Annotated in this window: 26 protein-coding genes and 1 tRNA gene (1 of these 27 cut by a window edge); 22 read left to right on the top strand and 5 right to left on the bottom strand. The window is 71.1% G+C overall.

What is annotated here, in order from left to right; translation table 11 throughout:
- Positions 1–495 carry a hypothetical protein gene (locus C3K08_RS17955; RefSeq protein ID WP_158679925.1) on the top strand — a complete coding sequence of 165 codons (495 nt, stop codon included), beginning with the start codon at positions 1–3 and terminating at the stop codon, positions 493–495.
- A gap of 59 nt (positions 496–554) precedes the next feature.
- Complete coding sequence (locus C3K08_RS11975) at positions 555–1,178, top strand: DUF4142 domain-containing protein (RefSeq protein ID WP_234009069.1); 624 nt, start codon at positions 555–557, stop codon at positions 1,176–1,178.
- A 68-nt stretch (positions 1,179–1,246) separates the two neighbouring features.
- On the opposite strand, the gene C3K08_RS11970 is transcribed toward C3K08_RS11975, so the two are convergent.
- Complete coding sequence (locus C3K08_RS11970; protein WP_104991509.1) at positions 1,247–1,915, bottom strand: PIG-L deacetylase family protein; 669 nt, start codon at positions 1,913–1,915, stop codon at positions 1,247–1,249.
- 72 nt (positions 1,916–1,987) lie between these two features.
- Between C3K08_RS11970 and C3K08_RS11965 the strand changes: the two genes are divergently transcribed.
- From C3K08_RS11965 to C3K08_RS11940, 6 genes are all read left to right on the top strand, one after another.
- On the top strand, positions 1,988–2,995 hold the full coding sequence (locus C3K08_RS11965) for a GNAT family N-acetyltransferase (RefSeq protein WP_234009068.1): 1,008 nt from the start codon (positions 1,988–1,990) through the stop codon (positions 2,993–2,995).
- A complete protein-coding gene (locus C3K08_RS11960; RefSeq protein ID WP_104991507.1) occupies positions 2,992–3,969 on the top strand; it encodes a GNAT family N-acetyltransferase in 978 nt (325 codons plus the stop codon). Before C3K08_RS11965 ends, C3K08_RS11960 begins: the two co-directional genes overlap by 4 nt.
- A complete protein-coding gene (locus tag C3K08_RS11955; RefSeq protein WP_104991506.1) occupies positions 3,966–4,940 on the top strand; it encodes a GNAT family N-acetyltransferase in 975 nt (324 codons plus the stop codon). Before C3K08_RS11960 ends, C3K08_RS11955 begins: the two co-directional genes overlap by 4 nt.
- A gap of 26 nt (positions 4,941–4,966) precedes the next feature.
- Positions 4,967–5,641 carry an arginase gene (locus tag C3K08_RS11950; protein ID WP_104992056.1) on the top strand — a complete coding sequence of 225 codons (675 nt, stop codon included), beginning with the start codon at positions 4,967–4,969 and terminating at the stop codon, positions 5,639–5,641.
- Between the two features lie 86 nt (positions 5,642–5,727).
- On the top strand, positions 5,728–6,270 hold the full coding sequence (locus tag C3K08_RS11945) for a VUT family protein (protein WP_199776928.1): 543 nt from the start codon (positions 5,728–5,730) through the stop codon (positions 6,268–6,270).
- Complete coding sequence (locus C3K08_RS11940; RefSeq protein WP_234009067.1) at positions 6,270–6,701, top strand: hypothetical protein; 432 nt, start codon at positions 6,270–6,272, stop codon at positions 6,699–6,701. The genes C3K08_RS11945 and C3K08_RS11940 overlap by 1 nt, the downstream gene beginning before the upstream one ends.
- A 240-nt stretch (positions 6,702–6,941) precedes the next feature.
- Here the strand turns inward: C3K08_RS11940 and C3K08_RS11935 are convergent, their stop codons facing one another.
- Positions 6,942–8,084 carry an A24 family peptidase gene (locus tag C3K08_RS11935; RefSeq protein WP_104991505.1) on the bottom strand — a complete coding sequence of 381 codons (1,143 nt, stop codon included), beginning with the start codon at positions 8,082–8,084 and terminating at the stop codon, positions 6,942–6,944.
- 268 nt (positions 8,085–8,352) lie between these two features.
- On the opposite strand from C3K08_RS11935, the gene C3K08_RS11930 reads away from it, so the two are divergent.
- On the top strand, positions 8,353–9,816 hold the full coding sequence (locus tag C3K08_RS11930) for a nitronate monooxygenase (RefSeq protein ID WP_234009066.1): 1,464 nt from the start codon (positions 8,353–8,355) through the stop codon (positions 9,814–9,816).
- Between the two features lie 58 nt (positions 9,817–9,874).
- Here the strand turns inward: C3K08_RS11930 and rimO are convergent, their stop codons facing one another.
- Positions 9,875–11,380 (bottom strand): 30S ribosomal protein S12 methylthiotransferase RimO, encoded by a 1,506-nt coding sequence (gene rimO, locus C3K08_RS11925; RefSeq protein WP_104991504.1) that lies wholly within the window; start codon positions 11,378–11,380, stop codon positions 9,875–9,877.
- 150 nt (positions 11,381–11,530) lie between these two features.
- On the opposite strand from rimO, the gene minD reads away from it, so the two are divergent.
- The 4 genes from minD to C3K08_RS11905 are packed head-to-tail and all read left to right on the top strand — an operon-like array spanning position 11,531 to position 14,444.
- Positions 11,531–12,331: a septum site-determining protein MinD gene (gene minD, locus C3K08_RS11920; RefSeq protein WP_104991503.1), complete on the top strand. Its 801-nt coding sequence runs from the start codon at positions 11,531–11,533 to the stop codon at positions 12,329–12,331.
- A gap of 1 nt (position 12,332) precedes the next feature.
- Positions 12,333–12,596: a cell division topological specificity factor MinE gene (gene minE, locus C3K08_RS11915; RefSeq protein WP_104991502.1), complete on the top strand. Its 264-nt coding sequence runs from the start codon at positions 12,333–12,335 to the stop codon at positions 12,594–12,596.
- Positions 12,593–13,447, top strand: a complete 855-nt coding sequence (locus C3K08_RS11910) for an SDR family NAD(P)-dependent oxidoreductase (protein WP_104991501.1) — start codon at positions 12,593–12,595, stop codon at positions 13,445–13,447. The genes minE and C3K08_RS11910 overlap by 4 nt, the downstream gene beginning before the upstream one ends.
- 52 nt (positions 13,448–13,499) lie before the next feature.
- The gene (locus tag C3K08_RS11905; RefSeq protein ID WP_104991500.1) at positions 13,500–14,444 is read left to right on the top strand and encodes an aldo/keto reductase family protein; all 945 of its coding nucleotides are present in this window, start codon (positions 13,500–13,502) and stop codon (positions 14,442–14,444) included.
- A 48-nt stretch (positions 14,445–14,492) separates the two neighbouring features.
- Here C3K08_RS11905 and C3K08_RS18825 read toward each other — a convergent pair whose 3' ends face one another.
- Complete coding sequence (locus C3K08_RS18825; protein ID WP_104991499.1) at positions 14,493–16,181, bottom strand: diguanylate cyclase domain-containing protein; 1,689 nt, start codon at positions 16,179–16,181, stop codon at positions 14,493–14,495.
- A 123-nt stretch (positions 16,182–16,304) separates the two neighbouring features.
- On the opposite strand from C3K08_RS18825, the gene C3K08_RS11895 reads away from it, so the two are divergent.
- Positions 16,305–17,264, top strand: coding sequence for an ABC transporter ATP-binding protein (locus tag C3K08_RS11895; protein WP_104991498.1), 960 nt, complete (start codon positions 16,305–16,307; stop codon positions 17,262–17,264).
- Positions 17,257–18,129 (top strand): ABC transporter permease, encoded by an 873-nt coding sequence (locus C3K08_RS11890; protein ID WP_104991497.1) that lies wholly within the window; start codon positions 17,257–17,259, stop codon positions 18,127–18,129. The genes C3K08_RS11895 and C3K08_RS11890 overlap by 8 nt, the downstream gene beginning before the upstream one ends.
- Positions 18,130–18,183: 54 nt before the next feature.
- On the opposite strand, the gene C3K08_RS11885 is transcribed toward C3K08_RS11890, so the two are convergent.
- Positions 18,184–18,642, bottom strand: coding sequence for a hypothetical protein (locus C3K08_RS11885; protein ID WP_104991496.1), 459 nt, complete (start codon positions 18,640–18,642; stop codon positions 18,184–18,186).
- Between the two features lie 107 nt (positions 18,643–18,749).
- Here C3K08_RS11885 and C3K08_RS11880 point away from each other — a divergent pair, with 107 nt between their 5' ends.
- The 7 genes from C3K08_RS11880 to C3K08_RS11850 form a co-directional block, all read left to right on the top strand.
- Entirely contained in the window at positions 18,750–19,862 is a 1,113-nt protein-coding gene (locus C3K08_RS11880) for an XdhC family protein (protein WP_104991495.1), read from the top strand.
- 47 nt (positions 19,863–19,909) lie between these two features.
- On the top strand, positions 19,910–20,296 hold the full coding sequence (locus C3K08_RS11875) for a YbaN family protein (protein WP_104991494.1): 387 nt from the start codon (positions 19,910–19,912) through the stop codon (positions 20,294–20,296).
- Positions 20,293–21,270 carry an alpha/beta fold hydrolase gene (locus tag C3K08_RS11870; protein WP_104991493.1) on the top strand — a complete coding sequence of 326 codons (978 nt, stop codon included), beginning with the start codon at positions 20,293–20,295 and terminating at the stop codon, positions 21,268–21,270. The genes C3K08_RS11875 and C3K08_RS11870 overlap by 4 nt, the downstream gene beginning before the upstream one ends.
- Before the next feature lie 9 nt (positions 21,271–21,279).
- Complete coding sequence (locus tag C3K08_RS11865) at positions 21,280–22,278, top strand: 4Fe-4S dicluster domain-containing protein (protein WP_104991492.1); 999 nt, start codon at positions 21,280–21,282, stop codon at positions 22,276–22,278.
- Between the two features lie 72 nt (positions 22,279–22,350).
- Entirely contained in the window at positions 22,351–24,984 is a 2,634-nt protein-coding gene (locus tag C3K08_RS11860; RefSeq protein WP_104991491.1) for a DEAD/DEAH box helicase, read from the top strand.
- Between the two features lie 62 nt (positions 24,985–25,046).
- Positions 25,047–25,120: transfer RNA gene (locus C3K08_RS11855), tRNA-Gln, on the top strand.
- A gap of 188 nt (positions 25,121–25,308) precedes the next feature.
- A protein-coding gene (locus C3K08_RS11850) for a DUF4384 domain-containing protein (RefSeq protein ID WP_104992053.1) crosses the window boundary here: on the top strand, positions 25,309–25,861 show its 5' portion. The gene runs 38 nt beyond the window's last position; the window shows 553 of its 591 coding nt (coding positions 1–553); its start codon is at positions 25,309–25,311; its stop codon lies beyond the right edge, outside the window.

The raw sequence follows: 25,861 nt of genomic DNA, 5'->3' as shown, positions 1-25,861 counted from the left end.
ATGGGCGTGAGGCGCTGGCGGCTGTTTCTGCTTGCTCCGCTCCTCGCGGGCTGCACGTTCGTGAGCACTCCGCGCGACGCGGGGCAGTGGACGACCACCGTTCACGGCGTCACCGTCACCTGGCGCTGGGTGGCTCCGGGCGCCCTTCAGCGCCGGGGGGAAACGCCGTACGCCGGGCACACCCTGACCCTGCCGCTGGCGGGGGGCTGCGTGGTGGACATTGACCCGGCGCTGTCGCGGCACGACCTCGTGCGGGTGGCGGCGCACGAGTACGGGCACTGCGCGGCGGGGCTGTACCTCAAGCTCGGCGCCGACTCTCTGGAGGGCCTGAGCGACTACCACCGCAGGCTCGGGGAGCAGTGGCCCGAGCGCTACGCCGAGGCGTACCTCGCCGCGTGTGGCCCCAGCCTGCGGCCCCTGGGCTGGTACGACCTCGTGCAGGCCACCTGCGCCGAGGCCCCGGACCCACGCACCTTCTTCCGGCGAGCGAACTGAACCGGAATCGTGGTGAAAATCGCAGTTTCGGCGACTGGGACGCGTTTTTTCACCCTTTCTTGAGTCATGAACGGCGGCTCAATGGTGGCCTACCGGGAAGCCCGGCGGGCCTGTCAGGCTGCGGCCAGTTCTGCCCAGGAGGTCACCCCATAAAACGTACCCTGATCCTGTCTGCCCTGACCCTTTCGCTGGCCCTGCCCACCGCCGCCGTCGCGGGGGGCGCAGCCGATCCCCTCGGCCCGGTGAGCACCGCGCAGGTGTCCAACGACACCGACGTGCTGTTCATGGAAGTCATGACCATGAGCAACCTCACCGAGATTCAGACCTCGCGCCTCGCCCTGCAAAAGAGCAGCAACGCCGAGGTCCGGGCCTACGCCCAGCAGATGATCACCGAGCACACCCGCGCCCAGGCCGAGCTGAACACGCTCGCCGCCCAGCGCGGGGTGCGGCTGGCCGACAAGCCGGGCGCCGACCAGCGCCTGCTGTACAACCGCCTGACCACCCTGTCGGGCGCGGCCTTCGACGCCGCCTACAAGAACGTGCAGGTCGGCGGCCACAAGATGACCCTCGACCTGATCCAGACCTACCGCAGCTTCGGCAAGGATCAGGCCCTTCTGGCGATGGCCGCCAAGATGGAACCCGTCGTGGCGGGCCACCTCGCCGAGGCCCAGGAACTGCCCTGATCGGCGCCTAACCGCATGAAGCCCAGGCACCAAGCCTGGGCTTTTTTGAGTCTCCGGGAGGCCGGAGTTCAGTCCTCCAGCTCGTAGAACGTCTCCTCCGTGATGCGCTCGGGGAACTTGCGGATGAAATCGACCGTGCTTAGCGCCTGGCTGCGGTGGCACCCGATGGCCCGCAGCTTGCGGGTGACGTGCCGGGTCACGTCCCGGCGCAGGGTGGGCGCGAGCCACGCCGCCCGCAGGTCCTCGCGCTCCGGGGGGGTGGGGCTGGCGTAGTACCAGAGTTGGGGGCGCTGGGCAGGCGGCAGGCTATCCCAGGCGGCCTTCACCGCCCGGTGGGTGGTGACGTGGTCGGGGTGGCCGTTGCTGCCGTTGGGGGGAAAGGTCAGCACCGTCTCCGGTCGCAGCCGGGTCATCGCCTCCCGCGCGACTTCCACCAGCGGCTCGAAAGGCTGGTCTTGCAGATACTTGTCGGGAAAGGCGTGCTGCTCGTGGACGCTGCCGGGGTGGGTGGTCAGGCCGATCTCGTCGAGGCAGGCCTGCAATTCTGCCGCCCGCATCCGGGCGAGTTCCTCCGGTCCCTCGGCCAGGCCCAGGGTGCGTCCCGCCTCGCCGCGTGTGAGGGTCACGAGGCCGCAGGGGTGTCCCTCCCCCAGCAGGTCCATCAGGGTTCCGGCGGCCCCGTAGACCTCGTCGTCGGGGTGGGGCACGATCAGCAGCAGCTTGAGGGGCTGGGTCATGCGGCCCAGGATAGGGCGGGATAGGCGCGGTGGCCGATGTGCCTCCTCCCCGCGCCGGGCGAGGATGGGGACGTGACCGAGCTCCCCTTCACCCTTCGTCCACCCCGCAAGCCGGAGGACTACCCGGCCCTGGCCCGCGTGCGCTCGACCTTTGACCCCGAATGGCCCGTGACGCCCGACCTGCTGCGCGTCTGGGACGAGGCCCTTGACCCCAGCCTTTTCAACACCGAACTCGTGGCCGAACAGGGCGGTGAGGTGGTAGCCAGCGGGCAGATCGGCCACGACGACTTCGCCTTCGAGGAGTGGCGCTACTGGGGTGGACTGACCGTTCACCCGGACGCTCGGGGGCAGGGCCTCGGCTCGGCCCTGTACGCGGCGCTGCTGGCACAGGTTCGCGAGCGGGGCGCCCGCGAGGTCCGCACCATGCTGACCGACCAGCCCTGGCATGAGGCGGGCCGCGCCTTCGTGGAGCGCCGGGGCTTCCGGGTGGCCTGGGAGCGCTACGAGTCGCGGCTGCACACCGGGGACGTGAACCTCGGTTCGTTCGGGGAGCTGCTGGAGGGAGTGGCCGCGCACGGGGTGGAACTGCACTCGGTGGCTGACCTCGCCGCCGATCCCCAGCGCGACCGCCGATTGTGGGAACTCGACTGGCTGCTTTTTCAGGACGTGCCCATGGGCAACACCCTGACCCGCCGCCCGCTGGAGCTGTGGCTCAAGCAGGAACTGGAAGATCCCACCTTCGCCCCCGAGCTGTCCTTCGTGGCCGTGCGGCCGGGGCTGGACGATCCTCTCACCGGCCCCTACGTGGGCTATTCCACCCTGATGCGCAACCCGGCGGGCTTCTACGTGATCGGCATGACGGGCGTGCGGCGCGAGGACCGGGGGAGGGGCATCGCCAAGGCGCTCAAGGTGGCCGCAATGCGGGCGCTGGCCGTATCGGGCGGCGGCGAGATTCGCACCTTCAACGACAAGCCGAACGCCGCCATGCTGGAGATGAACCGCGCCCTGGGCTTTCGCCGGGGACCGACCCACCTGCGCTACGAGCTGCACATGGGGGCAGACCTGGGGGAGGGGGCGTGAGGGTCCGCGAGGCGACAGACGCCGACTTCCCCGCGCTGGCCGAGGTGCAGGGGGCCGTGTGGCCCGACCACGCCACGACCGCCGAGACGCTGGCCCACGAGGACGCCGACCTGCGGCGGCACCCCGTCGGCGCCCACCTGTGGCGGGTGGTGGCCGAGGACCCGGCGGGCCGGGTGGTGGGCACGGGCTCGCTGATGCAGTGGCCGGGCATGTTTCACCCTGACCGCTACCACGCCGAGGTGCTGGTGCGCCCGCAGGACCGGGGCCGGGGCGCGGGCCGGGCACTCGCGGCGGCGCTGGAGGCCCACCTGCGGGAGCGCGGCGCCCGCGAGGTGCTGGCGACCTCCCGCGAGGACTGCCCCGAGGGGCTGGCCTTCCTGTCGCGGCGTGGCTTCGAGGACCATATGCGCTACTTCGCCAGCGCCCTGCCCCTCGCCACCTTCGACCCTGCGGGATGGACCGGGGCCGAGCGGCTGCCGGAGGGCCTGCGCCTGCGCTCGCTGGCCGACCTCGTGGCGGAGGTAGGGGAGGAGGCCGCGTGGCGGGCCTATTTCGACGTGTATATGGCCGTTCGCGCCGACGTGCCCCGCGCGGGCGAGGCCACGCCGCTGGACTTCGGGCACTTCCGGACGCGGGCGGAGGATGAGCGCTTCTGGCCGGAGGGCGTGCTGTTCGCCGTGACGGAGGACGGGGAAGTGGCCGCCCTGACCGAGCTGTACGCGGACGCCACCGACCCCACCCGGCTCCAGACGGGCCTGACCGGGACTCGCCAGGAGTGGCGGCGCCGGGGGGTGGGCCTCGCCCTCAAGCTCGCGGCGCTGCGGCTGGCCCGCGAACGCGGCGCACAGAGCGTCTGGACCGACAACGCCAGCAGCAACGTGCCCATGCTGGAGTTGAACGAGCGCCTGGGCTTCGTGCGCCAGCCTGCCTGGGTAGAGCTGCGACGGGGCCGGGTGGAGGAGGGACCGCTATGACCTTTCAGGAGAGGACGTTCGCCGCCCGCCCGGTGGGCGAATCCGAGTGGGACGCCGCCGCACGGGTCTGGACCCTGGCCTGCCCACATGACCCCGTGAGCGGGAGTGATTTGCGCAAGCGGGACGCCGAGCAGCGCGACTGGGGCTATACGGCCTTCACGCTGGTCGCACTCGCGGGAGAAGACGTGGTGGGGCTGGCGAACGTCTACCAGAATCCCGGCGCCTACCACCCGCACCGCTACACGCTGGAACTCGCCGTGCATCCCGGCTGGCAGGGGCGGGGGGCGGGGCGGGCGTTGTGGGCGGCGCTGCTGCCCCGGCTGCGGGCGGTAGGGGCGCAGGGGATTCGCACCCTGGCCCGTGAGGACCACCCCATCGCGTCGGGCTTCCTGACCCGGCGGGGCTTTGCGCCGGGCAAGCGGTACTTCACGAGCAGCCTCGACCTCACCACCTTCGACGAGGCCCCTTTCCGTGACCTGCTGGCCCGGCTGCGGGCGCAGGGAGTGCGGGTGCGGAGCCTGACGGAGTTGCGGGCCGCCGGAACTCCTGACCTGACGGGCCGCCTTCACGCCCTGATGAGCGACGTGCGCCAGGACGTGCCCCGCGCCGAACCCGCCACGCCCCTCTCCCGGCAGGTCTTCGAGGAGGCGGTGCTGGGGGACTCCGCCCTCCTCCCCGACGCCTACCTGATCGCCGAGGCTGCCGGGGGCGAGTGGATCGGCCAGACCACCCTCTTCCGCACCGAGGCCAGCCCCGACCTGCTGACCGGGCTGACCGGCGTGACGCGGGCGGCGCGGGGGCAGGGCGTGGCGACCGCGCTCAAGCTGCACGCCATCCGCGCGGGCCGGGCGCTGGGCGGCACCCTGATTCGCACGGACAATGCCAGCGACAACGCGCCCATGCTGGCGATCAACGACCGCCTGGGCTTCGTGCGCGACCCCGCGAGCGTGAGCTGGGGGCTGGAGCTGTAAGGTGGCCTGTGCCCGAGCGCCCGCCCCTGCTGCTCTCCATCGACTGGGACGCCTTTTCCGGAACCCGCGAACTCGTCTTCGACGCGCCCATCTGGGGCACCCGCGACCGCGAGGAAGACCGGGTGGAGGCGTGGCGGGAGCGTGCCCGCAAGCGCGGTGGCCAGGGCTGGGAGGGCTTGGCCGCCGACTTCCCCCTCTATCCCGGCTGGGAGGCGCTGGAGCGCTACGCGGGCGTCCCCACCCACGTCACCCTGACGCACGCAGATGCCTGGGAGTGGCTGGCGGCCTTCCCCGGTGCCCATGTGCTCAACGTGGACAGCCACCACGACCTCGCCAGCCTCAGCGGTGATCCTGCGCGGGTGCGGCCCGGCAACTGGGCGGGGCTGGCCCTGGCGTCGGGACGGGCGCGGCACTACACCTGTCTCTACCCGGACTGGCACGCGGACCTGCCCGTCGCGGAAGGGTACGACCTGGAGCGCACGCAGGGCGAAGTGGCACCTCTGCTCGCGCCCGAGGTGCGAGACCGGGTGACCCTGACGCGGGGCCTAAGCTGGCCCGACCCCGCCGAGGTCGCCGCCCTGCTGCTGGTGCAGTCGCCCGCGTGGACGAACCCCGCGCACGACGCGGCCTTTTTCCGGCTGGCGCGGGTGCTGAACGCTGTGCCGCTGACGCCACCGCTGGACCGTTCGGCGGCCGGTTGACGGCGGGTTAAGCTGCTCCCCTCTGCCTGCTACCCTGGGCGCTGGCCCGTGACCTGTCTTGTCGCTGCGGCTGGAGGAAAAACGCCATGACCTATTCCGTCGTCGGCCGCCCGGTCATCATCCTGACCGCGCTGTACGCCCTGAGCATCCTGCTCGCCAACCTCACGCTCAATCAGTTCATCCCGCTGCCCGTGTTCGGGCTGCTCAGCGTGGGGACCATTTTCTTTGCGCCCGTGTTCACCCTGCGCGACCGGATTCACCGGGCGGGGGGCCTCCGGGCCGTGTACATCGCCATCGCGCTGGCGCTGCTGGTCAACACCGTGGCGGCGGTCCTGACCGACACACCGTGGCGCTTCGTGGGCGCGTCCTTTCTCGCCATTCTGGTGGGCGAGCTGGCCGACACCGCCGTCTACCAGCGCCTGATTCAGAAGAGCTGGTGGACCCGGGTGCTCGCCAGCAACGCGGTCAGCGTGCCGCTGGATTCCGTCCTGTTCACGCTGCTGGCCTTCTACGGCGACATGAGCAGCCGCGACATCGCGCAGATCATCTTCGCGGACATCCTCGCCAAGTACGCGATCGCGGCCCTGTTCGCGCTGCGGGTGCGGCAGGTCAGCCGCGCCGCCGCCTGATGGAGCGCCCCGCCGAGCTGCTGCGGACCATCGCCAATGGCCGCCCGGACCTCCCCACGGTTGTCGAGCACGTGCTGGAGCTGCCCGAACTCTGCCCGAAGACGCGCAACCCGGCCCCCGGATCGACCCTCACCCTGCGCTACGCGGCGGGGGAGAGGTTGCTGGAGCTGTTCAGCCTCGACCGCTATGTGGACGCCTTCGTGGGCCACACGGTCGTGCGCGACATGGAGGTCTTCGTGCAGGTGGCCGCGCAGGACGCCGCGAACGCCGCCGGGGTCACGGTCACGGCGACCGCCGACGTGGGATTGGTTGGGCTGCGCCAACGCCAGCGGGTGACGGTGGTGGCCCGTCCGCAGCACCCGACCGAACAGGGTCAAATGGAAGGGGAGGGGGAGACGCCGGACGGGGCGGCCGAGTACGGTGGCCCATGACCAGATTTTCGCTACGGGCACTTCTGGACAGACTCAGCGCGTCCAGGGACAGGGGGTACAGCCGGACGGGCACCATATCCGCCGAGCCATTCCCGCCTCGCCGCCGTGACGAGGGCGAGGACGGCCTCGGCGTCCCCGTGCCTGTCGGCCCCCGCCCGCGCCGGGGTGGAGCGCAGGCCCAGCCTCCCAGGGAAGAGGAGGAGGCGGTGGTGATGCCTCCCCTGCGCGGTTGACCGTTGCCTACAGGCCCAGCAGCGTCCGGTAGCTCTCCACCACGGCCCCGCCCCAGATCAACGCCACCACCGCGCCCAGCGCGAGGTAGGGGCCGAACTTGAGGCGATTCTCGCGTTTCAGGGCCACCTGCACCAGCCCCAGCAGCGCCCCCGCGAACACGGCAACCACGACCGCCACCAGCAGCCGCTCCCAGCCCAGGAACGCCCCGATGACGGCCGCCAGCTTCACATCTCCGAAGCCCATCGCGGCGGGGTCAAAGGGGGCGTCCTCGTCGGCAGCGTCGCCGCGCAGCCACCAGTACACGCCCGCGAGGAGCGCGACAGCACCCCCAGCAGCGAGCGCCCCCTGCACCATCACGATCAGGCCGGGGCCAAAGCCCGACCCTCCCAGCATCACGCTGACGAGCAGGCCCCCCAGGGTGAGCAGTTCCGGCACCCGGACGACCCGCCGCGCGAGCAGGTTCGCCGCCGCCGACAGCACCGCCGCCGCCACGCCCCACCCCAGCCCGGCCCACGCGCCCACCAGCAGCGCGAGCGCGATCTGCTGATACCCGATGGGCGTTTCCGGGTAGCGCCGCTCGCGGAAGCGTCGCAGCACCCACGACCCGATCAGGTCGATGGTCACCAGTAGGCCCGCGCCCAGCAGCGCCCCCTGCGCGGCCTCGGCGGGGGTCGGCAGTCCCAAACCCTCCACCGCCCCCGACCGCGCATTCAGAAAGCTGAAGCCCACGCCCAGCGCCACCCCCGGCAGCGTCAGCTCGTCGGGGATGGTGTAGGTGTCCAGATCGATGGCGCTGGCTACCAGCAGCAGCGTGAACAGCACGAACAGGCCCAGCGTGGCTCCGCCGTACAGCGCGAAAGGGTAAAGCGCGGCGATGGTCGCGTACCCCACTCCGGTCAGCAGCTCGACCACCGGATAGCGGGCCTTGATGGGAGCGCGGCAGTAGCGGCACTTGCCGCCCAGCGCCACCCACGACCCCACGGGCACGAGGTCGCGGGGAGACAGGCGGTGGTCGCAGCGGGGGCAGTGGCTGGGCGGAAAGGCGACGTTTTCCCCGCGCGGCAGCCGCCAGATCAGCACATTGGAAAACGACCCCACCAGCAGGCCGAGCACGCCAGCGAACACCACGAGCAGGAGGTCGAGACTCACCCCGGAAGTGTAGGGGCCGGGGTCTTACAGGAGCCTGCCCTCTCCACCCCATCCCTTTGACCGCGTTCAGGCCGGGCCGAGCCGGGGGTGCGCCGGGTGCAGAGTGAAGCTGAGAGCCTGTGGCAACAATCGCTCCGGTTCTCTGGCTTCACCGATCAATGTGTTTTTCTGCTCCTCCCCCCTTGTGGGGGAGGCTGGGAGGGGGGTGGGCGGCAACGCCGTCCCATACGAAGAGTAACCCTTCCTCTGCCCAACCTCGGAGACCCCCATGACCACCCTTCCCCTGACCACCACCCCTTCCACCCCGCAGCCTCCTCTCGCCCTGCCCCGGATCATTCAGGGGGGCATGGGCGTCGCCATCTCCAACTGGGAACTCGCGCAGGCCGTGTCGCGCACTGGGCAGCTCGGCGTGGTGTCGGGCACCGGGATTGACAATTTGCTGGTGCGCCGCCTTCAGGACGGCGATCCCGGTGGGCACACCCGGCGGGCGCTGGCCCACTTTCCCGATCAGGCGTGGGCGCAAAAGGCCATCGACAAGTACTTTCTGGAGGGAGGCCGCCCCCCCGGCAAGGGGTACGCCCGCGTGCCGCTGCCCACCCTCCGCAACCAGCAGCCCGCCTGGGAACTCGCCATCCTGGGCAGCTTCGCAGAGGTCTGGCTGGCCCGCGAGGGGCACCAGAACCCGGTCGGCCTCAACCTCCTGACCAAGCTGCACCTGCACACCATGCCCGCCCTCTACGGGGCCATGCTCGCCGGGGTGGACACCGTGATCATGGGCGCCGGGATTCCCCGCGAGATTCCGGGCGTCCTGGACGCGTTCGCGCAGGGCCAGCCCGGCTCTTTCCGGGTGGACGTAAAGGGCGACGGCCCCTCGCCCAGCGTCCTCCTCTCGCTCGACCCCGCCGACTACGGCTTCGGCGGCCTGAGCCTGAAGCGCCCGAACTTCTACCCCATCATCTCCTCGCACGTGCTCGCCGGGGTGCTGACCCGCAAGGCGACCGGGAGCATCCAGGGGTTCGTGATCGAGGGGCCGACCGCCGGGGGCCACAACGCCCCGCCGCGCGGGCAGGTGACCTACGACGAGACCGGGCAGCCCGTCTACGGCGAGCGCGACCTCGCCGACCTCGCGGAGATGCGCAAGATCGGCCTCCCGTTCTGGCTCGCGGGGGGCAGCGGCTCGCCCGAGGGGCTGCAACGGGCACTTGCTGAGGGCGCGGCAGGCGTGCAGGTCGGCACCCTCTTCCAGTACTGCCGGGAAAGCGGCCTGCGTGACGATGCCCGGCAGAAATCGCTGGCTGCCGCCCGCGCGGGGCAGGCCGCCGTGTACACCGATCCGCTGGCCTCGCCCACCGGGTTTCCCTTCAAGGTGGTGCGGCTGCCCGGCACCCTCTCCGAGCCGGAGGAGTACGCCGCCCGCATGCGTATCTGCGACATCGGCTACCTGCGCGAGGCCTACTGGGAGGGCGAGAAAGTCGGCCTGCGCTGCGCTGCCGAGCCCGTCGCCGACTATGTCCGCAAGGGTGGCAAGCCCGAGGAGACCGTGGGCCGCAAGTGCCTGTGCAACGCGCTGATGGCCGACGCGGGCTACGCCCAGATTCAGAAGGGGGGGCAGGTGGAGCAGCCCCTGCTGACGAGCGGCGACGACCTCGTGAAGCTGGGTGGGTGGACGCCGGGGTACACGGCCGAGGATGTGATTCGCTACCTGCTGGGGGAGGGGAGTCCGCAAGGCTGAGCGGAGGACCAAGAGAGAAGGGCGGCCAGAAGCTCTCTGCGCCGCCCTCTTGTTGCCCTCAGTGCTTCCCAAAATGCCCGAGCTGCGGCACATTCGGCTTCCACTCCGGCCGCGCCACCACCTCGCCGTAAAGGTCGTACTCGTCGCTGTCCTCGATACGGGCCTGCACGATGTCCCCGATCTTGACCTGCCCGGCGAAGTCGCCCGCATACAGGTACACCTGCCCGTCAATGCCGGGGGCGTCGCCCTTGGTGCGGCCGATCAGGCGGGTACCGGGGAGATCGCCCTCGTCGTCGTTGAACTCGTCCACGATCACGTCCAGCACGCGCCCCACCTTCTCGGCGAGCTTCTCGGCACTGATGCGTTGCGCGACCTCCATGAAGCGGGCGAGGCGCTCCTGCTTGATCTCCTCGGGGACGGCGCCCGGCAGCCCGTTCGCGTCCGCCTCCTCCACGTCGGAGTAGGGGAAAGCGCCCACCCGGTCGAGCCGCGCGTCTTCGAGGAAGGTCAGCAGCTCCTGGAAGTCCTCCTCCGTCTCGCCGGGAAAGCCCACGATAAAGGTCGAGCGGATGACGAGTTCCGGGCAGATTTCCCGCCAGCGGCGGATGGTGTCGAGCTGTTTGCCCGCGCCAGGTCGCCGCATCAGCTTGAGAATCTTGGGCGAGGCGTGCTGGAGGGGCACGTCGAGGTAGGGGAGGATCTTGCCCTGCGCCATCAGCTCCACGATCTTTTCCACATGCGGGTACGGGTAGACGTAGTGCATCCGCACCCACGCGCCCATCTCGCCCAACTTTTCGGCGAGGTCGGTGAGGTGAGCCCGAACCTGCCCTCCCTGAAACTCGCTCTCGCGGTAGCGCACGTCCACCCCGTAGGCGGAGGTGTCCTGCGAGATGATCATCAGTTCCTTGGTGCCGCCCGCGACCAACCGGAAAGCCTCGTACAGCACGGCGCCCGCGTCGCGGCTGACCTGCCGCCCGCGCAGCTTGGGGATGATGCAAAAGGCGCAGGTGTGGTTGCACCCTTCCGCGATCTTCACGTAGGCGTAGTGCCGGGGCGTCAGCTTGACCGAGGGCGCGAACACGTCGCCGTGACGGGTCGCCTCCCGCTCGGGCGTCTGCACCTCGGGCCGCATCCCCGGCGCGGCGACCGGCAGCAGGCCAGTAAAGGCGTCTGTTTCCACGGGCAGCAGGTCGCGCACGTAGCCCATCACGTCGTCCACCGCCTCCGACCCGGTGATCGCGGCGACCTTGGGGTGGCGCTCCAGAATCTTCTCGGGGCGCTCGCCCAGGCACCCGGTCACGATGACCTTGCCGGTGGCGTCGAGCGCCTCGCCAATCGCGCTGAGGCTTTCCTCCACGGCGGGCGTGATAAAGCCGCAGGTGTTGACGATGACGGCCTGCGCGTCCTCGTAACTGGGGGCGAGCTCGTAGCCCTCGGCGCGGAGCTGGGTCAGGATGCGCTCGGAATCGACCAGCGCCTTGGGGCAGCCCAGCGAGATGAAGCCGACCTTCGGCGGCGTGATTTGGGGGGCTGCCACGGGGGGCAGCGGGTTGAGTACGGTCATCGGGGTTCCTCCACGCGCATGCGCCGCTGCGTGGGAACACGCCGGGCGCGAGACTCGGCCGGCCAGTGTACAGGGCCGCCCCCCCGGAAGGTAGGGCGGACGTCACACCGCCGGGCACCCACAGGCAGAGTTGATACACTCGGCCCCAGCATGAACGCCAAGGTCATCGTCGTCACATCGGGCAAGGGGGGCGTGGGCAAAACCACCACCACCGCGAACATCGGGGCGGCTCTCGCCAAACTCGGAGAGAAGGTCGTCGTCATCGACGTGGACGTGGGTCTGCGCAACCTCGACGTGGTGATGGGTCTGGAGTCCCGCGTGGTCTTCGACCTCGTGGACGTGCTGGAGGGCAAGTGCCGCCTCTCGCAGGCGATCATCCGCGACAAGCGCGTCGAGTCGCTGCACCTCCTCCCCGCCTCCCAGACCCGCGACAAGGACGCGCTCGACCCCGAGGTGTTCAAGGGCGTCGTGCGCCAACTGATCGAGGAGGAGGGCTTTACCCGCGTCCTGATCGACTCGCCCGCCGGAATCGAGTCGGGCTTCAAGACCGCCGCCGCGCCCGCCGAGGGGGCACTGGTCGTCGTGAACCCCGAAGTCTCCAGCGTCCGCGATGCCGACCGCATCATCGGGCTGCTCGAAGCCCAGCAGATCCGCGAGATTCGCCTCGTCATCAACCGCCTGCGCCCCAAGATGGTCGCCAGCGGCAACATGCTCTCGGAAGCGGACGTGCTGGAGATCCTGGGCGTCAAGCCCATCGGGATCATCCCGGAGGACGACGGGATTCTGGTCAGCACCAACGTGGGCGAGCCCGCCGTGCTGGGCAAGTCGCAGGCGGGGCAGGCCTTCATGGACACCGCCCGGCGCCTGAAGGGCGAGGACGTGCCCTACCCCAAGCTGGAGCAGGACCGGGGCTTCCTGGCGGTGCTGCGCCGCCTGTTCGGGGGGGCCTGAGATGTTTTCCTGGATGAAGGGCCGCCGTTCCAAGGAGACGCTGAAAGACCGCCTGGAACTCGTGCTGGCCTACGACCGTGCCCAGATTCCCCCCGGCAAGGTGGACGCGCTGCGAAATGACCTGCTGGAAGTGGTCAAGCGCTACTTTCCGGCGGGCAACAGCAACGTGGAGGTCGAGCAGCGCGGCGATCAGGTCGTGCTGTCGGCCAGCATCTCCCTGGAAGAGGGCGCCGGAAGCACCGGGGACACGCGGCGCGAGGGGTGACCCGGCCGCTGGCGGGCCAGGTGGCGCTCGTCACCGGCGCGTCACGCGGGTTGGGCCGGGCCACGGCGCTGGAACTCGCCCTGGCCGGAGCCCACGTCATCGTCACCGCCCGCAGCACACGCGGGCACAGCACGGTGCCGAGCCTGCCGCAGACCACCGTGGACGCCACGGCCGACGCCATCCGCGCGGCGGGCGGTGCGGCCACTCCTCTGAGATGCGACCACACCGACCCCGCGCAGGTGGAGTCGGTGGTTCGCCACATCGCGCGGCAGCACGGACGCCTCGACCTCCTCGTCAACAACGCCTGGGGTGCCCATGACCGGGCGGCGGGGGGCGGAGCGGGTGGCGAGGTCTGGGACGAGCCGCCGGAGCAACTGCGCGACATGCTGCTGGCGGGAGCGTACAGCGACTCCCTGACCAGCCTGCTCGCGCTGAAATACGTCATGGGCACCCAGGGCCACGGCCTGATCGTCTCCACGACCTGGCACACCGACGAACCCCCCGGCTGGCTGCCCTACGAGGTCAGTAAGGCGGCTAAGAATCGCCTGGTGTACGCGCTGGGCCACCAGCTACGCGAGAAGGGCATCGCGGTGGTCGGCGTCGCGCCGGGCTGGATGCGGACCGAGTTGATGCTCCAACACCACAGTGAGGCCGAACTCGCCGGGCAGACCGAGACGCCGCACTACGCGGCGCGGGGGGTGGTGGCCCTCGCCGCCGACCCGGAGGTCATGCGGCATACGGGCCGGGTGATGGACGTGGGCGAACTCGCGACTCTCTACGGCTTCACCGATCTCGACGGCACGCAGCCGCAGTGGTACGCGGATCAGCGGCGGCGCCGGGAGTCTTCTTAACCGCGTCTCCATTTTGAGAGGGCGCTCCGCTTTACTCGGTAAAGTACCGGGCATGGAATACCGCAACCTCGGCAGAAGCGGCCTCAAGGTCTCCGAAGTCTCGCTGGGCGGCTGGGTCACCTTCGGGCACTCGGTCCACGACGAGACGATGGTGCGCGACATCGTGATGAAGGCCTACGAGGAAGGTGTGAACTTCTTCGATCAGGCCGACGTATACGCGCGGGGCCGCTCCGAAGAGCTGATGGGCGCCGTGCTGCGCGAGTTGCCCCGGCACACGCTGGTGATCTCGTCCAAGGTCTACTGGCCCATGAGCGACGACGTGAATGACCGCGGGCTGTCGCGCAAGCACATCCTGCACTCCATCGACGGCAGCCTGAAACGCCTCGGCACCGACCACCTCGACATCTACTTCGCCCACCGCTACGACGAGAACGTGCCGATGGACGAGATTGTGATGGCCTTTGACCAGGTCATCCGCGACGGCAAGGCGCTGTACTGGGGGACCTCGATGTGGCCCGCTGCCCGCATCGCGGAGGCGGTCGAGTTCGCGAGGGCACACGGCCTGCACGCGCCCGTCACCGAGCAGCCCGAGTACTCCATGCTGCGCCGCGAGCGGGTGGAAGGCGAGATTCTGCCCTACACGGCGAAGGCGGGCGTCGGGCTGGTCGTCTGGAGTCCGCTGGCGATGGGCCTGCTGACTGGCAAGTACGACGAGGGCCGTCCCGAGGGTGCCCGACTCACCGACAACGAGAACTGGGGCAAGAACTTCCTCACCGACGAGAACGTCCAGAAGGTGCGCGACCTGAGGCCCATCGCGGACGACCTCGGCCTGACGCGGGCGCAACTCGCGCTGGCGTGGATTCTGCGCCAGCCCGGGGTCAGCAGCGTGATCACCGGGGCCACCAAGGTCGGCCAGATCGAGGACACCGTGAAGGCGGCGGGCGTGCGGCTCACGGAGGACGTCGTCACGCGCATCGACGAGATTCTGAACCGCTGAGTTCCCGGCCCGGCCCCGGCTTCCCCGTGAGGGGGGCCGGGGCCTCTTTTACGCCGGAACGGGCGGCGCGGGGCAGACCCGGTTGCGCCCGGCGCGTTTGGCCTGGTACTGGAACTCGTCGGCCTGCTCGGTGGCGGCGTGCACGTCGGCCTCGGCGGGCGTGGGGGCGAAGGCGTACCCGGCGCTAACGGTGAGGCGCAGGCCGCGCGGCAGGGTGGGCCAGTCGTGCTCCGCGACCGCCCGGCGCAGGCCCTCGACCGTCGCGTAGGCCCGCGCGGGGTCGGCCTCCGGCAGCAGCAGCAGGAATTCCTCGCCGCCCCAGCGCACCAGCAGGCTGTCTGGGGGGGCAGTGTCGCTCAGTCGCCCGGCGACGGCCCGCAGCGCCTCGTCCCCGACGGCGTGCGAATGGCGGTCGTTGACCCCCTTGAAGTCGTCGATGTCCAGCAGGGCGACGAGCAGCGGGCCGCTGCCCCCAGGCAGGGTGAGCAGGCGGTCGTGCAGGCCCCGGCGGTTGAGCAGGCCGGTCAGCACGTCGTGCCGGGCCTGTTCCTCGGCGCGGCGCACGCTCTCCTGCCAGTCACGGGCCTGAGCGCGGGCCTGCCGCAGTTCGCGAAAGAGGTCGTCGTGGCGCTGCTCGATGGCCGCCAGCCGCTCCAGGGTGGCGTCGGCCTCCGCGAGCGCCTCGCGGGTGGTGGCGAGGGCCGAGCCGAGGTCGCCGCCGCGCTCGTGCAGTTCCGCGATGGCCCGCAGCAGGAACTGGATATCGCGGTGGCGTCCCTGCTCGCGGGCGATGGCAAGTGCCTCGCGGTAATACCCGTGTGCGGCGCTGAGCTGCTCCCTGGCGGCCTGCACCTCCGCCATCGCCAGCAGCGCGTCGAGGTAGGAGCGCTGCCCGGCCTCGTGGTGGTGGCGCATGGCGGCCTGGGCGTGGGCCAGGGCGCGGTCCAGGTCACCTTCCAGCACGCACAGCCGCGCGGTGTGGGCCTCCACGATCAGGGCCATGATGCGTGAGGGCGCCCGTGTCAGGGCCTCCCAGGTCGCCGCCAGGGCGGCCCAGGCCCGCCCACGGGCTTCGGCCCCGGCATCCGCGCGGCCCCGCGCGTGGGCGCGGCGGGCCAGCCCCAGGTAGGTCGCCGCCCGGTTCTCGTGGAGGTAAGGCTCGACCGCCTGCCGCTCGTCGGTAGAGCAGGTGCCCAGCAGTTCTTCCAGCAGGTTGAGCTGGTGCAGCGCCTCGGGGGCGCGGCCCGCCAGATGCTCCAGAAAGGCGAGGTTGACATGGATGTTCGCCAGGTCGAGCCGGTCCCCCGAGCGCCGGGCGAGGTCCTGGGCCTCCAGGAAGTCGCGCCGGGCGCCCGTCAGGTCCCCCGCCGTGAGCCGCACGATCGCCCGCACGTTGTGAACCCGGGACCGCAGCTCGTCAAGGCCGTGGCTGCGGGCCAGGTCCAGGGCCAGCGCGAGGTGGTCGAAGGCGGATTCGTGCAGGCCCTGGCTTTCCTCGATCGAGGCGAGCACGGACAGCGTATCCACCACCAGCGCAGCGTCGTCCAGCGGCAGGGCCGTGTCCAGCGCGGCCAGCGCCAGCCGCCGGGCCGTGTCCAGCGTGTGCTCGCGGTAGTGCCGCGCGAGGGCGAGCAGCGCGGCGGCCCGCGCGTGGGCGTCTCCCGCTCTCTCCAGCGCGGCGCGTAACGGTGCGGGAGCGTCCGGCAGCGCGGGGAGGGGAGCAGGAGATGGTTGCATGTGGAGTATTTTGCCCCACCGGTTCTGTCCAGACCGTCACACCATGGTCACACCCTTCGGGGGGAGCCGCGGGGGGGGAGTCCTCCTCCTTTCGGCGCACGCGGGGTCCGGGAAGCGGCGCCTATGCTGGGAGCTGTGAGCGCCATCGAAACGTGGGAACTGCGCAAGGTGTACCGGGGCCGGGCGGTCGTGGACGGCCTGAACCTGACCGTGGGCGAGGGGGAGGTCTTCGGCTTCCTGGGTCCCAACGGGGCGGGCAAGAGCACCACCGTCAAGATGCTGCTGGGGTTGGTGCGGCCCACCGGGGGCGAGGTGCGCGTGCTGGGCGGCTCGCCCGACGACCCCGGCGTGCGGGCGCGGCTGGGCTTCTTGCCCGAGCAGTTCCGCTTCCAGACCTGGATGACCGGGGAGGAGTTCCTGAACTTCCACGGTCGTCTGGCAGGTCTTCCGGCGGCCGAGGTGCGGACGCGGGTGCCGGAGGTCCTGGCCCGCGTGGGCCTCGCCGGGCGCGGGCGCGAGGCGCTGGGCGGCTACTCCAAGGGGATGCTCCAGCGGGCGGGGCTGGCGGCGGCGATCCTGGCGCGGCCCCGGCTGGTCTTTCTGGACGAACCCACCTCGGCCCTCGACCCCATCGGGCGGGTGGAGGTGCGTGAGATTATCGAGGCGCTGCGGGGGGAGGGGGTGGCCGTCTTCCTGAACTCGCACCTGCTCGCGGAGGTCGAACAGGTCTGCGACCGGGTCGCCTTCGTGAAGGCCGGGCGGGTGCTGCGGCAAGGGACCATGCGCGAGCTGACCGGGGGCGTGATTCCGGTGGAGGTGGTCGTGGACACCCTGGGTTCCGAGTTGCGTTCAGCCCTCTCCCGGCTGGGCGAGGTGCGGCATGTGGACCTCAACGTGCCGGGCCGGGTGGCCCTGGAACTGTGGGTGGAGCGCGAGGACACCCTGCCCGCCCTCGCGGACGCCATTCACGGGCACGGGGCGCGGCTGTACACCCTGAACCCCCGCCGCCCCGACCTGGAGACGATGTTCCTCGAGCTGATCGAGGGACCGGCCCCCCCCGCTCCGGAGGTGGCCCGTGCGTAATGCCCTCTTGATCGCGGAACTCTCGCTGCGCGAGGCGGTGCGCAAGCGGCTGGTGGTCGTGCTGCTGCTGCTGACCGCCGCCTTTGTGGGCTTTTACCTCTACGGCGTGTGGCGGCTAGAGGGCACCCTGGACCAGCGGGCCATCGACGCGGGACTGGACGGCCGCTCGACGACGGGGGCGGCGAATATTCCCATCATGTACGCGGCGCTGTTCGGGATGTACCTCGTGTTCTTCCTGGGGTCGCTGATGGCGGTGCTCTCCACGGTCGGGGCAGTAAGCGCCGACGTGGAAAACGGCGTGATGCAGTCGGTGCTGGCCCGGCCCATCCGCCGCGCCGAGCTGGTGGCGGGGCGCTGGCTGGGCTTCACGGTGGTCAACGTGGGCTATGTGGCCCTGGTCAGCGCGGTGCTGCTGGGCGGCATCTCGGTCCTGACCGGCTTCGTGCCGCCGGAGGCCCTGCCCGCCGTGGGGCTGATCCTGCTCGCCATCACGCTGCTGACCGCGCTGACCGTGCTCGGCAGCACCCTCTTCACCACGCTCGCCAACGGCATCGGCGTGTTCGTGCTGTATGGAGCGGGCTTCGCGGGCGGCATCCTGACGGCCATCGGCTCTTTCTCCGACAGCCCCACCCTGCTCACGCTGGGGCGGGCCGCCTCGGTGCTGATGCCCACCAACTCGCTGTGGCTGGGGGCGACCTACCACCTCCAGCCCGAGGTGCTGCGGCAACTGGGCGAGGCCAGCCGGGGAGCCAATCCCCTGTTCAGCACCGACCCCATCGCGCCGGGCATGGTGCTGTGGGCCGCTGCCTACGCCGCGCTGGCGGTCGCGCTGGCGATGTGGCGCTTCAGTCGGCGCGACCTGTAACCGCCCAGAGAAAGGCCGCCCACCTCTCAAGTGTGGGCGGCCTCTGCGTTGGCTTCAGGACGAGCGGGAGGACTCGTCCGGCCGGGGCATCGCGTCGGGGATGGTGGGTTCCGTGGTGCCCGCGCGGTCGGTCGTGAAGTCGGGCCGGTTGTCGGGACCGGACCCCGCCGCGCCGTCCGTGGGGCTGGGATTGGCAGGGTCGGGGGTGGGCGTCCCTGCGGTGGGCGCCTCCCCCTGGCCCTCGCCCCCCTCCTGGGCCGAGAGTTCCGCGATCAATCGTTCGCGGGCGCTGATCTCCTCGTCCACCCGGCGCAGGTCGTCCTGAATCCCGGCGAGGATGTCGGCGCCCTGCCCCGCGTGGTAGGCGCGGCCCAGCCGGGCATACAGGGTGTCGAGTTCGCGGGTCAGACCGAAGACTTCCATGCGCAGCCGCGCCGTCTGGGCCACTTCCTCGCCCCGGCGCTGCACCCGCTCGGCGCTCCGGCGAACCGTGTCGAAGATGTTGTCGAGCATGGCCCCATTCTCCCGCCTGCCGGGTGGGACGGGTGAGGGGGAGGTCAGCCGGGCTTGTCTCTCGGCCCTTGTCTCTCACCCCCTGCGCGGGCCACACTGGGGGCACCGTGAATGCTGCTGAAACCCGCCTCCTGCTGGGGGCGCTCGACGACGCGCTCGCTCGTGGGCAGGGGGCCGCCCTCGCCACCGTCGTCGGCGTGCAGGGCAGCGCCTACCGCCGCGAGGGAACGCGGATGCTGGTGCTGGAGGACGGTGCCCAGGTCTGCATGCTCTCGGGCGGGTGCCTGGAGGCGGAGGTCGTGGAGGTCGCGCTGGGTGTGATCCGCACGGGTGAGCCGACCTTGACCCACTACGACCTCTCGGAAGACGCCACATGGGGCCTGGGCATCGGCTGCGGGGGCAGCGTGGACGTGCGGGTGGAGCGGGTGGACCCCGGCGACCCGGTGACCGCCGGGTGGCTCGCGGCGCTGCGGGAGGGCCGAACGGCGGCGCTGGCCGTGCCGCTGTCGGGAGCCGGGCGCGTGCTCGTCCTGCCGGGTGGGGGAGAGGTGGGCCGCCTCCTCGACCCGGAACTGCACGCCTGGGCGGTGGGAGCGGCCCGCGAGCGGCTCTCGGCCCGCGAACCCCGCGCGGTGACCCTTCTGGCGCCGGACGGCACCCCGGTCTTCCTCGACGTGAACAGCCCCCCGCCCGAACTCGTGATCTACGGGGCGGGGCACGACGCCGTGCCGCTGGCGGCGCAGGCACACGCGCTGGGGTACGCGGTGCACGTGGTGGACCCCCGCCCCGCTTTCCTGACGCCGGGGCGCTTTCCGGGCGCGACCCTGCACGACCTCGCCCCGGAGGAGCTGGGCCGCCTCACGCCGAGCGAGCGGGCGCACCTGATCGTGATGAACCACCACCTCGACCGGGACCGGGTGTGCCTCGCGCACGCGCTGCGCTCCGGGGCAGGCTATGTGGGCGTGCTGGGGCCGCGCTCGCGGGCGGAAGACCTGTTGCGGGAACTGGAAGCCGCAGGAGTCACCTTCACGCCCGACCAACTCGTCCGGCTGCGGTCGCCCGTAGGCTTGCGTCTGGGGGCCGAAGCTCCCGAAGAAGTGGCCCTGAGCATCCTGGGCGAGCTGATGGCGTGGCGGCGCGGCTACGACGGGGGCTTTCTGAGCGGGCACGCCGGGCGCATCCATGACGCGCCCACGCACGCGGCAGCCCCCCGAACCTGAAGGGAGGCCACAACCGCCCCCGACTGCTTTGCCCTACCCTGTCCTCCATGACGCCCCCGCCCGCTTCCCCAGTTCGGCCCCTGTGGGTGGCGCTGGGCTTCGTGCTCACGGGCCTAGGCTTCCTGGGGCTGCTGCTGCCGGGGTTGCCGGGAACCGTGTGGTTCATCCTGGCCGCCGCGTGTTTCGCCCGTGGCAATCCCAAGTGGGAGGCGTGGCTGCTCTCGCGGCCCGTGGTGGGAGACCTTGTGCGCGACTACCGCGAGGGCCGGGGGATGCCGCTGCGGGCCAAGTGGATCGCCTGCACCTGCATTGCGGTGGCGGTGGGGTTCAGCCTCACCCGGATTCCGGTCGTGGTCGGGCAGGTGGCGTGGGCGCTGGTGGGGCTGGCGGGCATCCTGTACATCACCCTGCGCGTCCCCACCCGGCGGGCATGAGGCGCGGCCTGCTCGCGGCGGGGCTGGCGCTGGGGGCGGTGGTCACGGCCTTGCGGACCCGGCACCACGAGCGGCGCTACCCCCCGCGCGGGCGGGTGCTGGCCCTCGCGGACGGGCCGACCCACGTCATCGAGGGCGGGGCAGGGGACGCGCCCCCGGTCGTCCTGATTCACGGCAGCGACGGGGTGGCACTGGACTGGCCCGTCTCGCCGCTGTGGGACGCGCTGGCGGGGCACGCCCGCCTCATCGCCCCCGACCGTCCCGGCCACGGCCACACGCCCGCCCGACCCGGCACGCCCGTGACCGTGGAGGTCAATGTGCGGCGGCTCGCGGCGGTGCTGGACGCGCTGGAGGTGCGTCAGCCCGTGCTGTTGCTGGGCCACTCCTACGGGGCGGCGGTGGCGCTGGCGTTTGCCGCCCAGTTCCCGGAGCGGGTGCGCGGCCTGGTGCTGGTGTCGCCCACGGCGTACCCAGTGCCCGGCCTGACCCGGCCCCTCGCCTACGTGCCGCTGGTGCCCGTGCTGGAGACGCTCCTTACACGGGTGCTGCTGCTGCCTCTTGGCCGGGCGGTGGCGTGGCTGGAGGGCGGCCGGGCCTTTCACCCCGCCCCCATCCCCCCCGAGTGGCACGCGATGATGCTGGCTTTTTCCCGGCGCCGGGGGCAGGTGCACGCGCTTGCCTGGGAGAACCGGACGCTGGCGCAGGAACTCGGGGGGCTGGAGCCGGGGTATTCGGAGTTGCACGTTCCCGCCGCCGTCCTTGCCGGGGCGCATGACCGCCTGACCCCGGCCGAGTCGCACGCTGTCCCCCTCGCTGCTGCCTTGCCACAGGCCCGGCTGCACCTGTTTCCGGATGGCGGGCACCAGCTTCACTGGACCCACCCCGCCGAGGTCGTGCGGGCGGTGACGGACGTGCTGGCTGAGGCCCCCGCAAGCGCGACCCCCGCCCCACTTGTCCCGGCGCCCCGCCGCTAGACTCCCCGCATGTTGAGCGGGGTGCTGGAGCGGCTGGGCGAGTACGGCGATCAGGTGCCGCGCTACACGGCCCCGCGTTGCCTGCTGGACCGGCAGGCGGTGGGCGGCTGCGACGCCTGCCACGTCACCTGTCCGCACGGGGCGATCGCGCTGGAAGGGCACCGCATCGCCATCGACTCCGCCCTCTGCACGGGCTGCGGCCTGTGCGTGCAGGTGTGCCCCTCGGGAGCGCTGGAGTACGACCTCACCCCACCTCTCCAGAGCGTGCGGGACGGCGGGCAGGAGGCGGACGGCGAGGCCACCCTCACCTGTTCGCAGAGCGGCGCGGGCGGCCCGGCGCTGACCTGCCTGGGGCGCGTGACCCCCGCCGTCGTCGCCGCCGCCGGAGCCTGGGGCACGCCCCTGACCCTGCTGCACGGTGAGTGCGCGGGTTGCCCGGTGGGAGCGACCGACGTGCCCGAGCGCCTGACCCGCGTGGTGGAGGAAGCGCAGATCCTCCGCGAGCCCACCGGACGCCCCGCCCAGGTGACCGTTCGCCCCGCAACCCCCGACGACCGCGACCGGGCGAACCGGGTCAGCCGCCGGGGGGCCTTCGCCACCCTTTTCCGGGCGGGGCGGCAACAGGTCGTGGGGCTGCTCCCCGAGCGCCCGCTGCCCTTCGTGGACTGGAGCCAGCCGCAGGAGCGTGTGCCGGAGGAATGGCGCTGGCGGCGGCGCTCGCTGGTGCCCGCCCCGGCCCCCGATGTGCCTGTGGTGTGGCCCGCGCCGCTGGTGGACGACAAGTGCATCGACTGCCCGGTCTGCTCCAACGTCTGCCCGACCGAGGCGATCACCCGCGAGTTCAAGCCGGAAGGCGGTGCCCGGTTACTCCTCGACCTCGCCGCCTGCACGGGCTGCATGGCCTGCGTGCGCTCCTGCCCGCCGGACGCGATGCACCCCCAGCGCGAGTGGCTTCCGGCCGCGTTCGATGCGCCGCTGCTGATCCGGGACAGCGACAGCGTGATGTGACCCCGGCGGGGCGTGGCTCCACCGTGACCCTCGTCCCCGCGCCCCTTTCGCGCTCCCGCCTACACTGAGGCTGTGTTTGCCGCCCGCTCCCCCTATGCCCGACTGGAGGGGTTCTTGCGCGACATCCTAGGCGGCGGCACGGCCCTGCTGCATCAGGAAGACCCCGCCCCCGCCCGCACGGTGAAGGCGACTGACCTCGGCTGGTCCCCCGCCGTGCAGCGCGGGTTCGGCTTCCCGGAGGTCTACAGCCACCAGGTCGAGACGTATCGCCGGATGCGCGACGGCGAGCATGTCATCCTGACCACGCCGACGGCGAGCGGCAAGACGGGCGCCTTTTTCCCCGCCGTCTTCGAGCGGCTGGAGCGTGATCCGGGGGCGACCGCCCTCTTCGTCTATCCCCTGGTGGCGCTGGGGCAGGACCAGCGCGACAAGCTGGCGGCCTTCCGCGAGCGCGGCGGCTTCGGGTGGGACATCGCCGCCTTTCAGGGCACCGCGCAACCCGGCGAGGTCTTCCGCGACGACGTACGGATGGTCACGGCCACGCCGGACAAGCTGCACTGGTCGCTGACCCACCCCCGCGTGCGCGACTTCCTGCGGCGGCTCTCCTTCATCGTGCTGGACGAAGCGCACACCTACCGGGGCGGCTTCGGGTCGGAGGTCGCCGGGATGCTGCGGCGGCTGCTGGGACTGGCGCGGGCGCTGGGGGCCAACCCGCAGGTCGTCCTCTCCACCGCCACCATCGGCAACCCCGCCGAGTTCGCCCGCGAGTTGGTCGGCGTGGAGGCCACCCAGGTCAGCGAGTCGGGGGCCGCCCGGCACGGCAAGCGCTACTACCTCGCGGACCACCGGGGGCAGCCCCGGCGGTTCTGGGACGCGGTGATCAGTGCAAGCGTGCAGCGGAATCTGAAGGTGCTCGCCTTTTTCCGGGGCCGCTCGCGGGCGGCGCGGCTGTATTCCACCTACCGGGCGCAGCCGCTGAACCGCTCGCACGTCCACCTCTACATGGCGGGCACCTCCGACCGCGAGGGCCGCCTCACCGAGTTCCGCCGCGCGAAAAGCGGCGTGATGTTCGCCACCAACGCGCTGGAGGCGGGGGTGGATATCGGGGATTTGGAGGTCGTCATCATCGACGGCTATCCCGGCTCGCGGATGGCCTTCCGGCAGATGGCGGGGCGGGCGGGACGAATCGCGCCGGGCCTCGTGCTGTACCTCCCCGCGCTGAACGAGCAGGGCGTGCCGCAGCCGGTGGACGCCTTCTATTCCAACGCCGAGAACTTCCGTGAACTCGTGACCGGTCCCATCGAAAAAGCAGTCGTGGAGGCCGAAAATCCCTACCTCGCGCCCCGCCACCGTGCCCGCGCCAACGAAGAATGCCGGGCGGCGGGCCTTCCGGCGGACCTCGCGCCCGGCCCGCGCTACTGGAACCTGCGGGGGGAGGGGAGTGCCAAGTTCGCGGTGATTGAGGAAACGGACTGGGCACAAAAAGGCCCCCGCGCCTTCGACACCCCGCTGGAGTCCCCCAGCCAGCACTACGCCCTGACCGAGAAGCACGAGGGCGCCGTCTTCACCCTGGACGGCCAGGGCTACAAGGTCACCCGCTGGGAGAGTCACCCCGCCGGAACCGCGATTCTGGTGCAGCGCTTCGACGCGGCCAACCTCTTTACGCGCGGGCTGTACGCCATCGAGGTCAGCCCGGTGAAGATGGGCGAGTGGGTGCGCCGGGGGCCGCTGGCCTACCGCCACGGCGAGGTGGTCATCCGGCGGCGCTACGCGGGCTACATGATGATGCGGCAGGTCTTCGAGCGCGTCTGCACCGGCTGCGACCGGGTGCCCGACCCCACCGAGCGGGTCTGCCGTTCCTGCGGGGGCCGCATTCAGGACCGCATGCAGGACCACAAGCTCTCCGAGCACCTCTACGACGAGCCGCTGGAACTGCCCCCCTTCCGCACCTCGGCCCTGGAGGTCGGCGTGGACGCCCGCGCCACCGAGAAGCCCACGGCGGTCGCCCACACCCTCAAGCACCTGCTGCAAAAGGTCACGCCCGAGCGGGTCGCCTGCGACGAGAACGATCTCGCGGGAGCCTTCCGGCAGGACCGCGACAACTACTTTTTCCTCTACGACGACTGGGTGGGGGGCCTGGGCGTCAGCCGCCGCGCCTTCGAGAGTCTGGAGGACCTGCTGCGGCGCTCGCTCGACCTCGCCGCCAAGACCTGCTGCAAGGAGGCGCACGGCTGTTACGAGTGCATTGCCGTGAGCCGCTGCTACAGCCCCTTTCTCGCCAGCGGCGAGCGGCGGCCCACCGACAAGCCCGCCACCCGCGCCTTTCTGGAGGCCCTGCTGGGCGTCGAGCGGGCACCCCAGCCCGAACCCGACGCGGCCACCCTCCCCGAAGTGCCCGATCTGCCCCCCTCGTGGCCCCTGCAAGCCCGCGAACTGCTCGACCTGCACGGCCTCTCGCTGCCGGAAGTCAGCGCCCGCCTCGGCATCCCCAGCCGCGAGCTTCAGCGGGCGGTCAGCACCACCGAACCGTTGCGCTTGCGGCACGTCAAGTTCGGGGAGGGCGTCTTCCTGCAAGGCTTCCACGCCGGGGACCGCCGCGAGGTGCTCGTCTATTTCCCCGGCGTGGGCCAGAAACGGCTGCTGCTGAAGTTCGCGGGGCTGACGGTGGTGGAGAAGGCTGCGCCCGCCGCCGTGCCGGGCGGTTGACCCTCCGCGCGGGACGTGGCTATACTCCACTGCGCCCCACGTACGGGGCCGCGCTGCCAAATAGGGATATGGTGTAATGGCAGCACAACAGATTTTGGATCTGTTTGTCTAGGTTCGAATCCTAGTATCCCTGCCACAAGGGCCGCCTCCGGGCGGCTTTTTGCTTTACCACTCGGCTCCATGAGGTCCAAAGGCGACCTTCCTCACGTTCGGTCAGGTGCCCTTCACGCCACGTCAGGTGGGCGAGCCTACGATGGCGGCAGCAGCCAGGAAAGCGTGATCCAGACGGAAGATTCCGCCCCGCTTTCCCTGCCAGGAGACGCCATGAAGAAGCCCGCCTTGATCCTTGCCCTGACCGCTTCCGTGTTCTCCAGCCTCGCCCTGCCCGCGCAGGCCGCGCCCCGCCTCAGCACCCAGAGCATCATCGTGAACCCGGTGCCCACCACGCTGGAAGCCCGCGTCTGGGTGGACCGTGACACCAGCGGCACCCGCACGCCGACCTACCGCATTGGCGACCGCATCCGCCTCTCGGTCAGCGTGAACGAGAATGCCCACGTCTACCTCTTCGCCCTCAGTCCCGACGGCACGGTGGATCAGGTGCTGCCCAACCGCCTGGGTGGCAGCAACTACGTCCGCAAGGGCGAGGTCCGCACCTTTCCCTCAGCGGGCGACAACTTCATCTTCAACGTGGGTGGCCCCGCCGGGCTGAACAAGGTGCTGGTCATTGCCAGCCGCCGTCCGCTCAACCTGTCCGAACTCAGCTCCTTCCAGGCGGGGCAGGCCTTCGCCACCGTGCAGCCGCAGGGCAGCCAGCAGCTCGCCCAGGCGCTGAGCATCGTGGTCAACCCGGTGACGCAGCCCATCCCCCAGCAGGACT

Origin of the sequence: Deinococcus sp. NW-56 (assembly GCF_002953415.1) — a bacterium.
Classification (GTDB): domain Bacteria; phylum Deinococcota; class Deinococci; order Deinococcales; family Deinococcaceae; genus Deinococcus.
The sequence above is the reverse complement of the archived record's forward strand: the minus strand, read 5'-3'. Positions and strand labels throughout refer to the sequence as shown.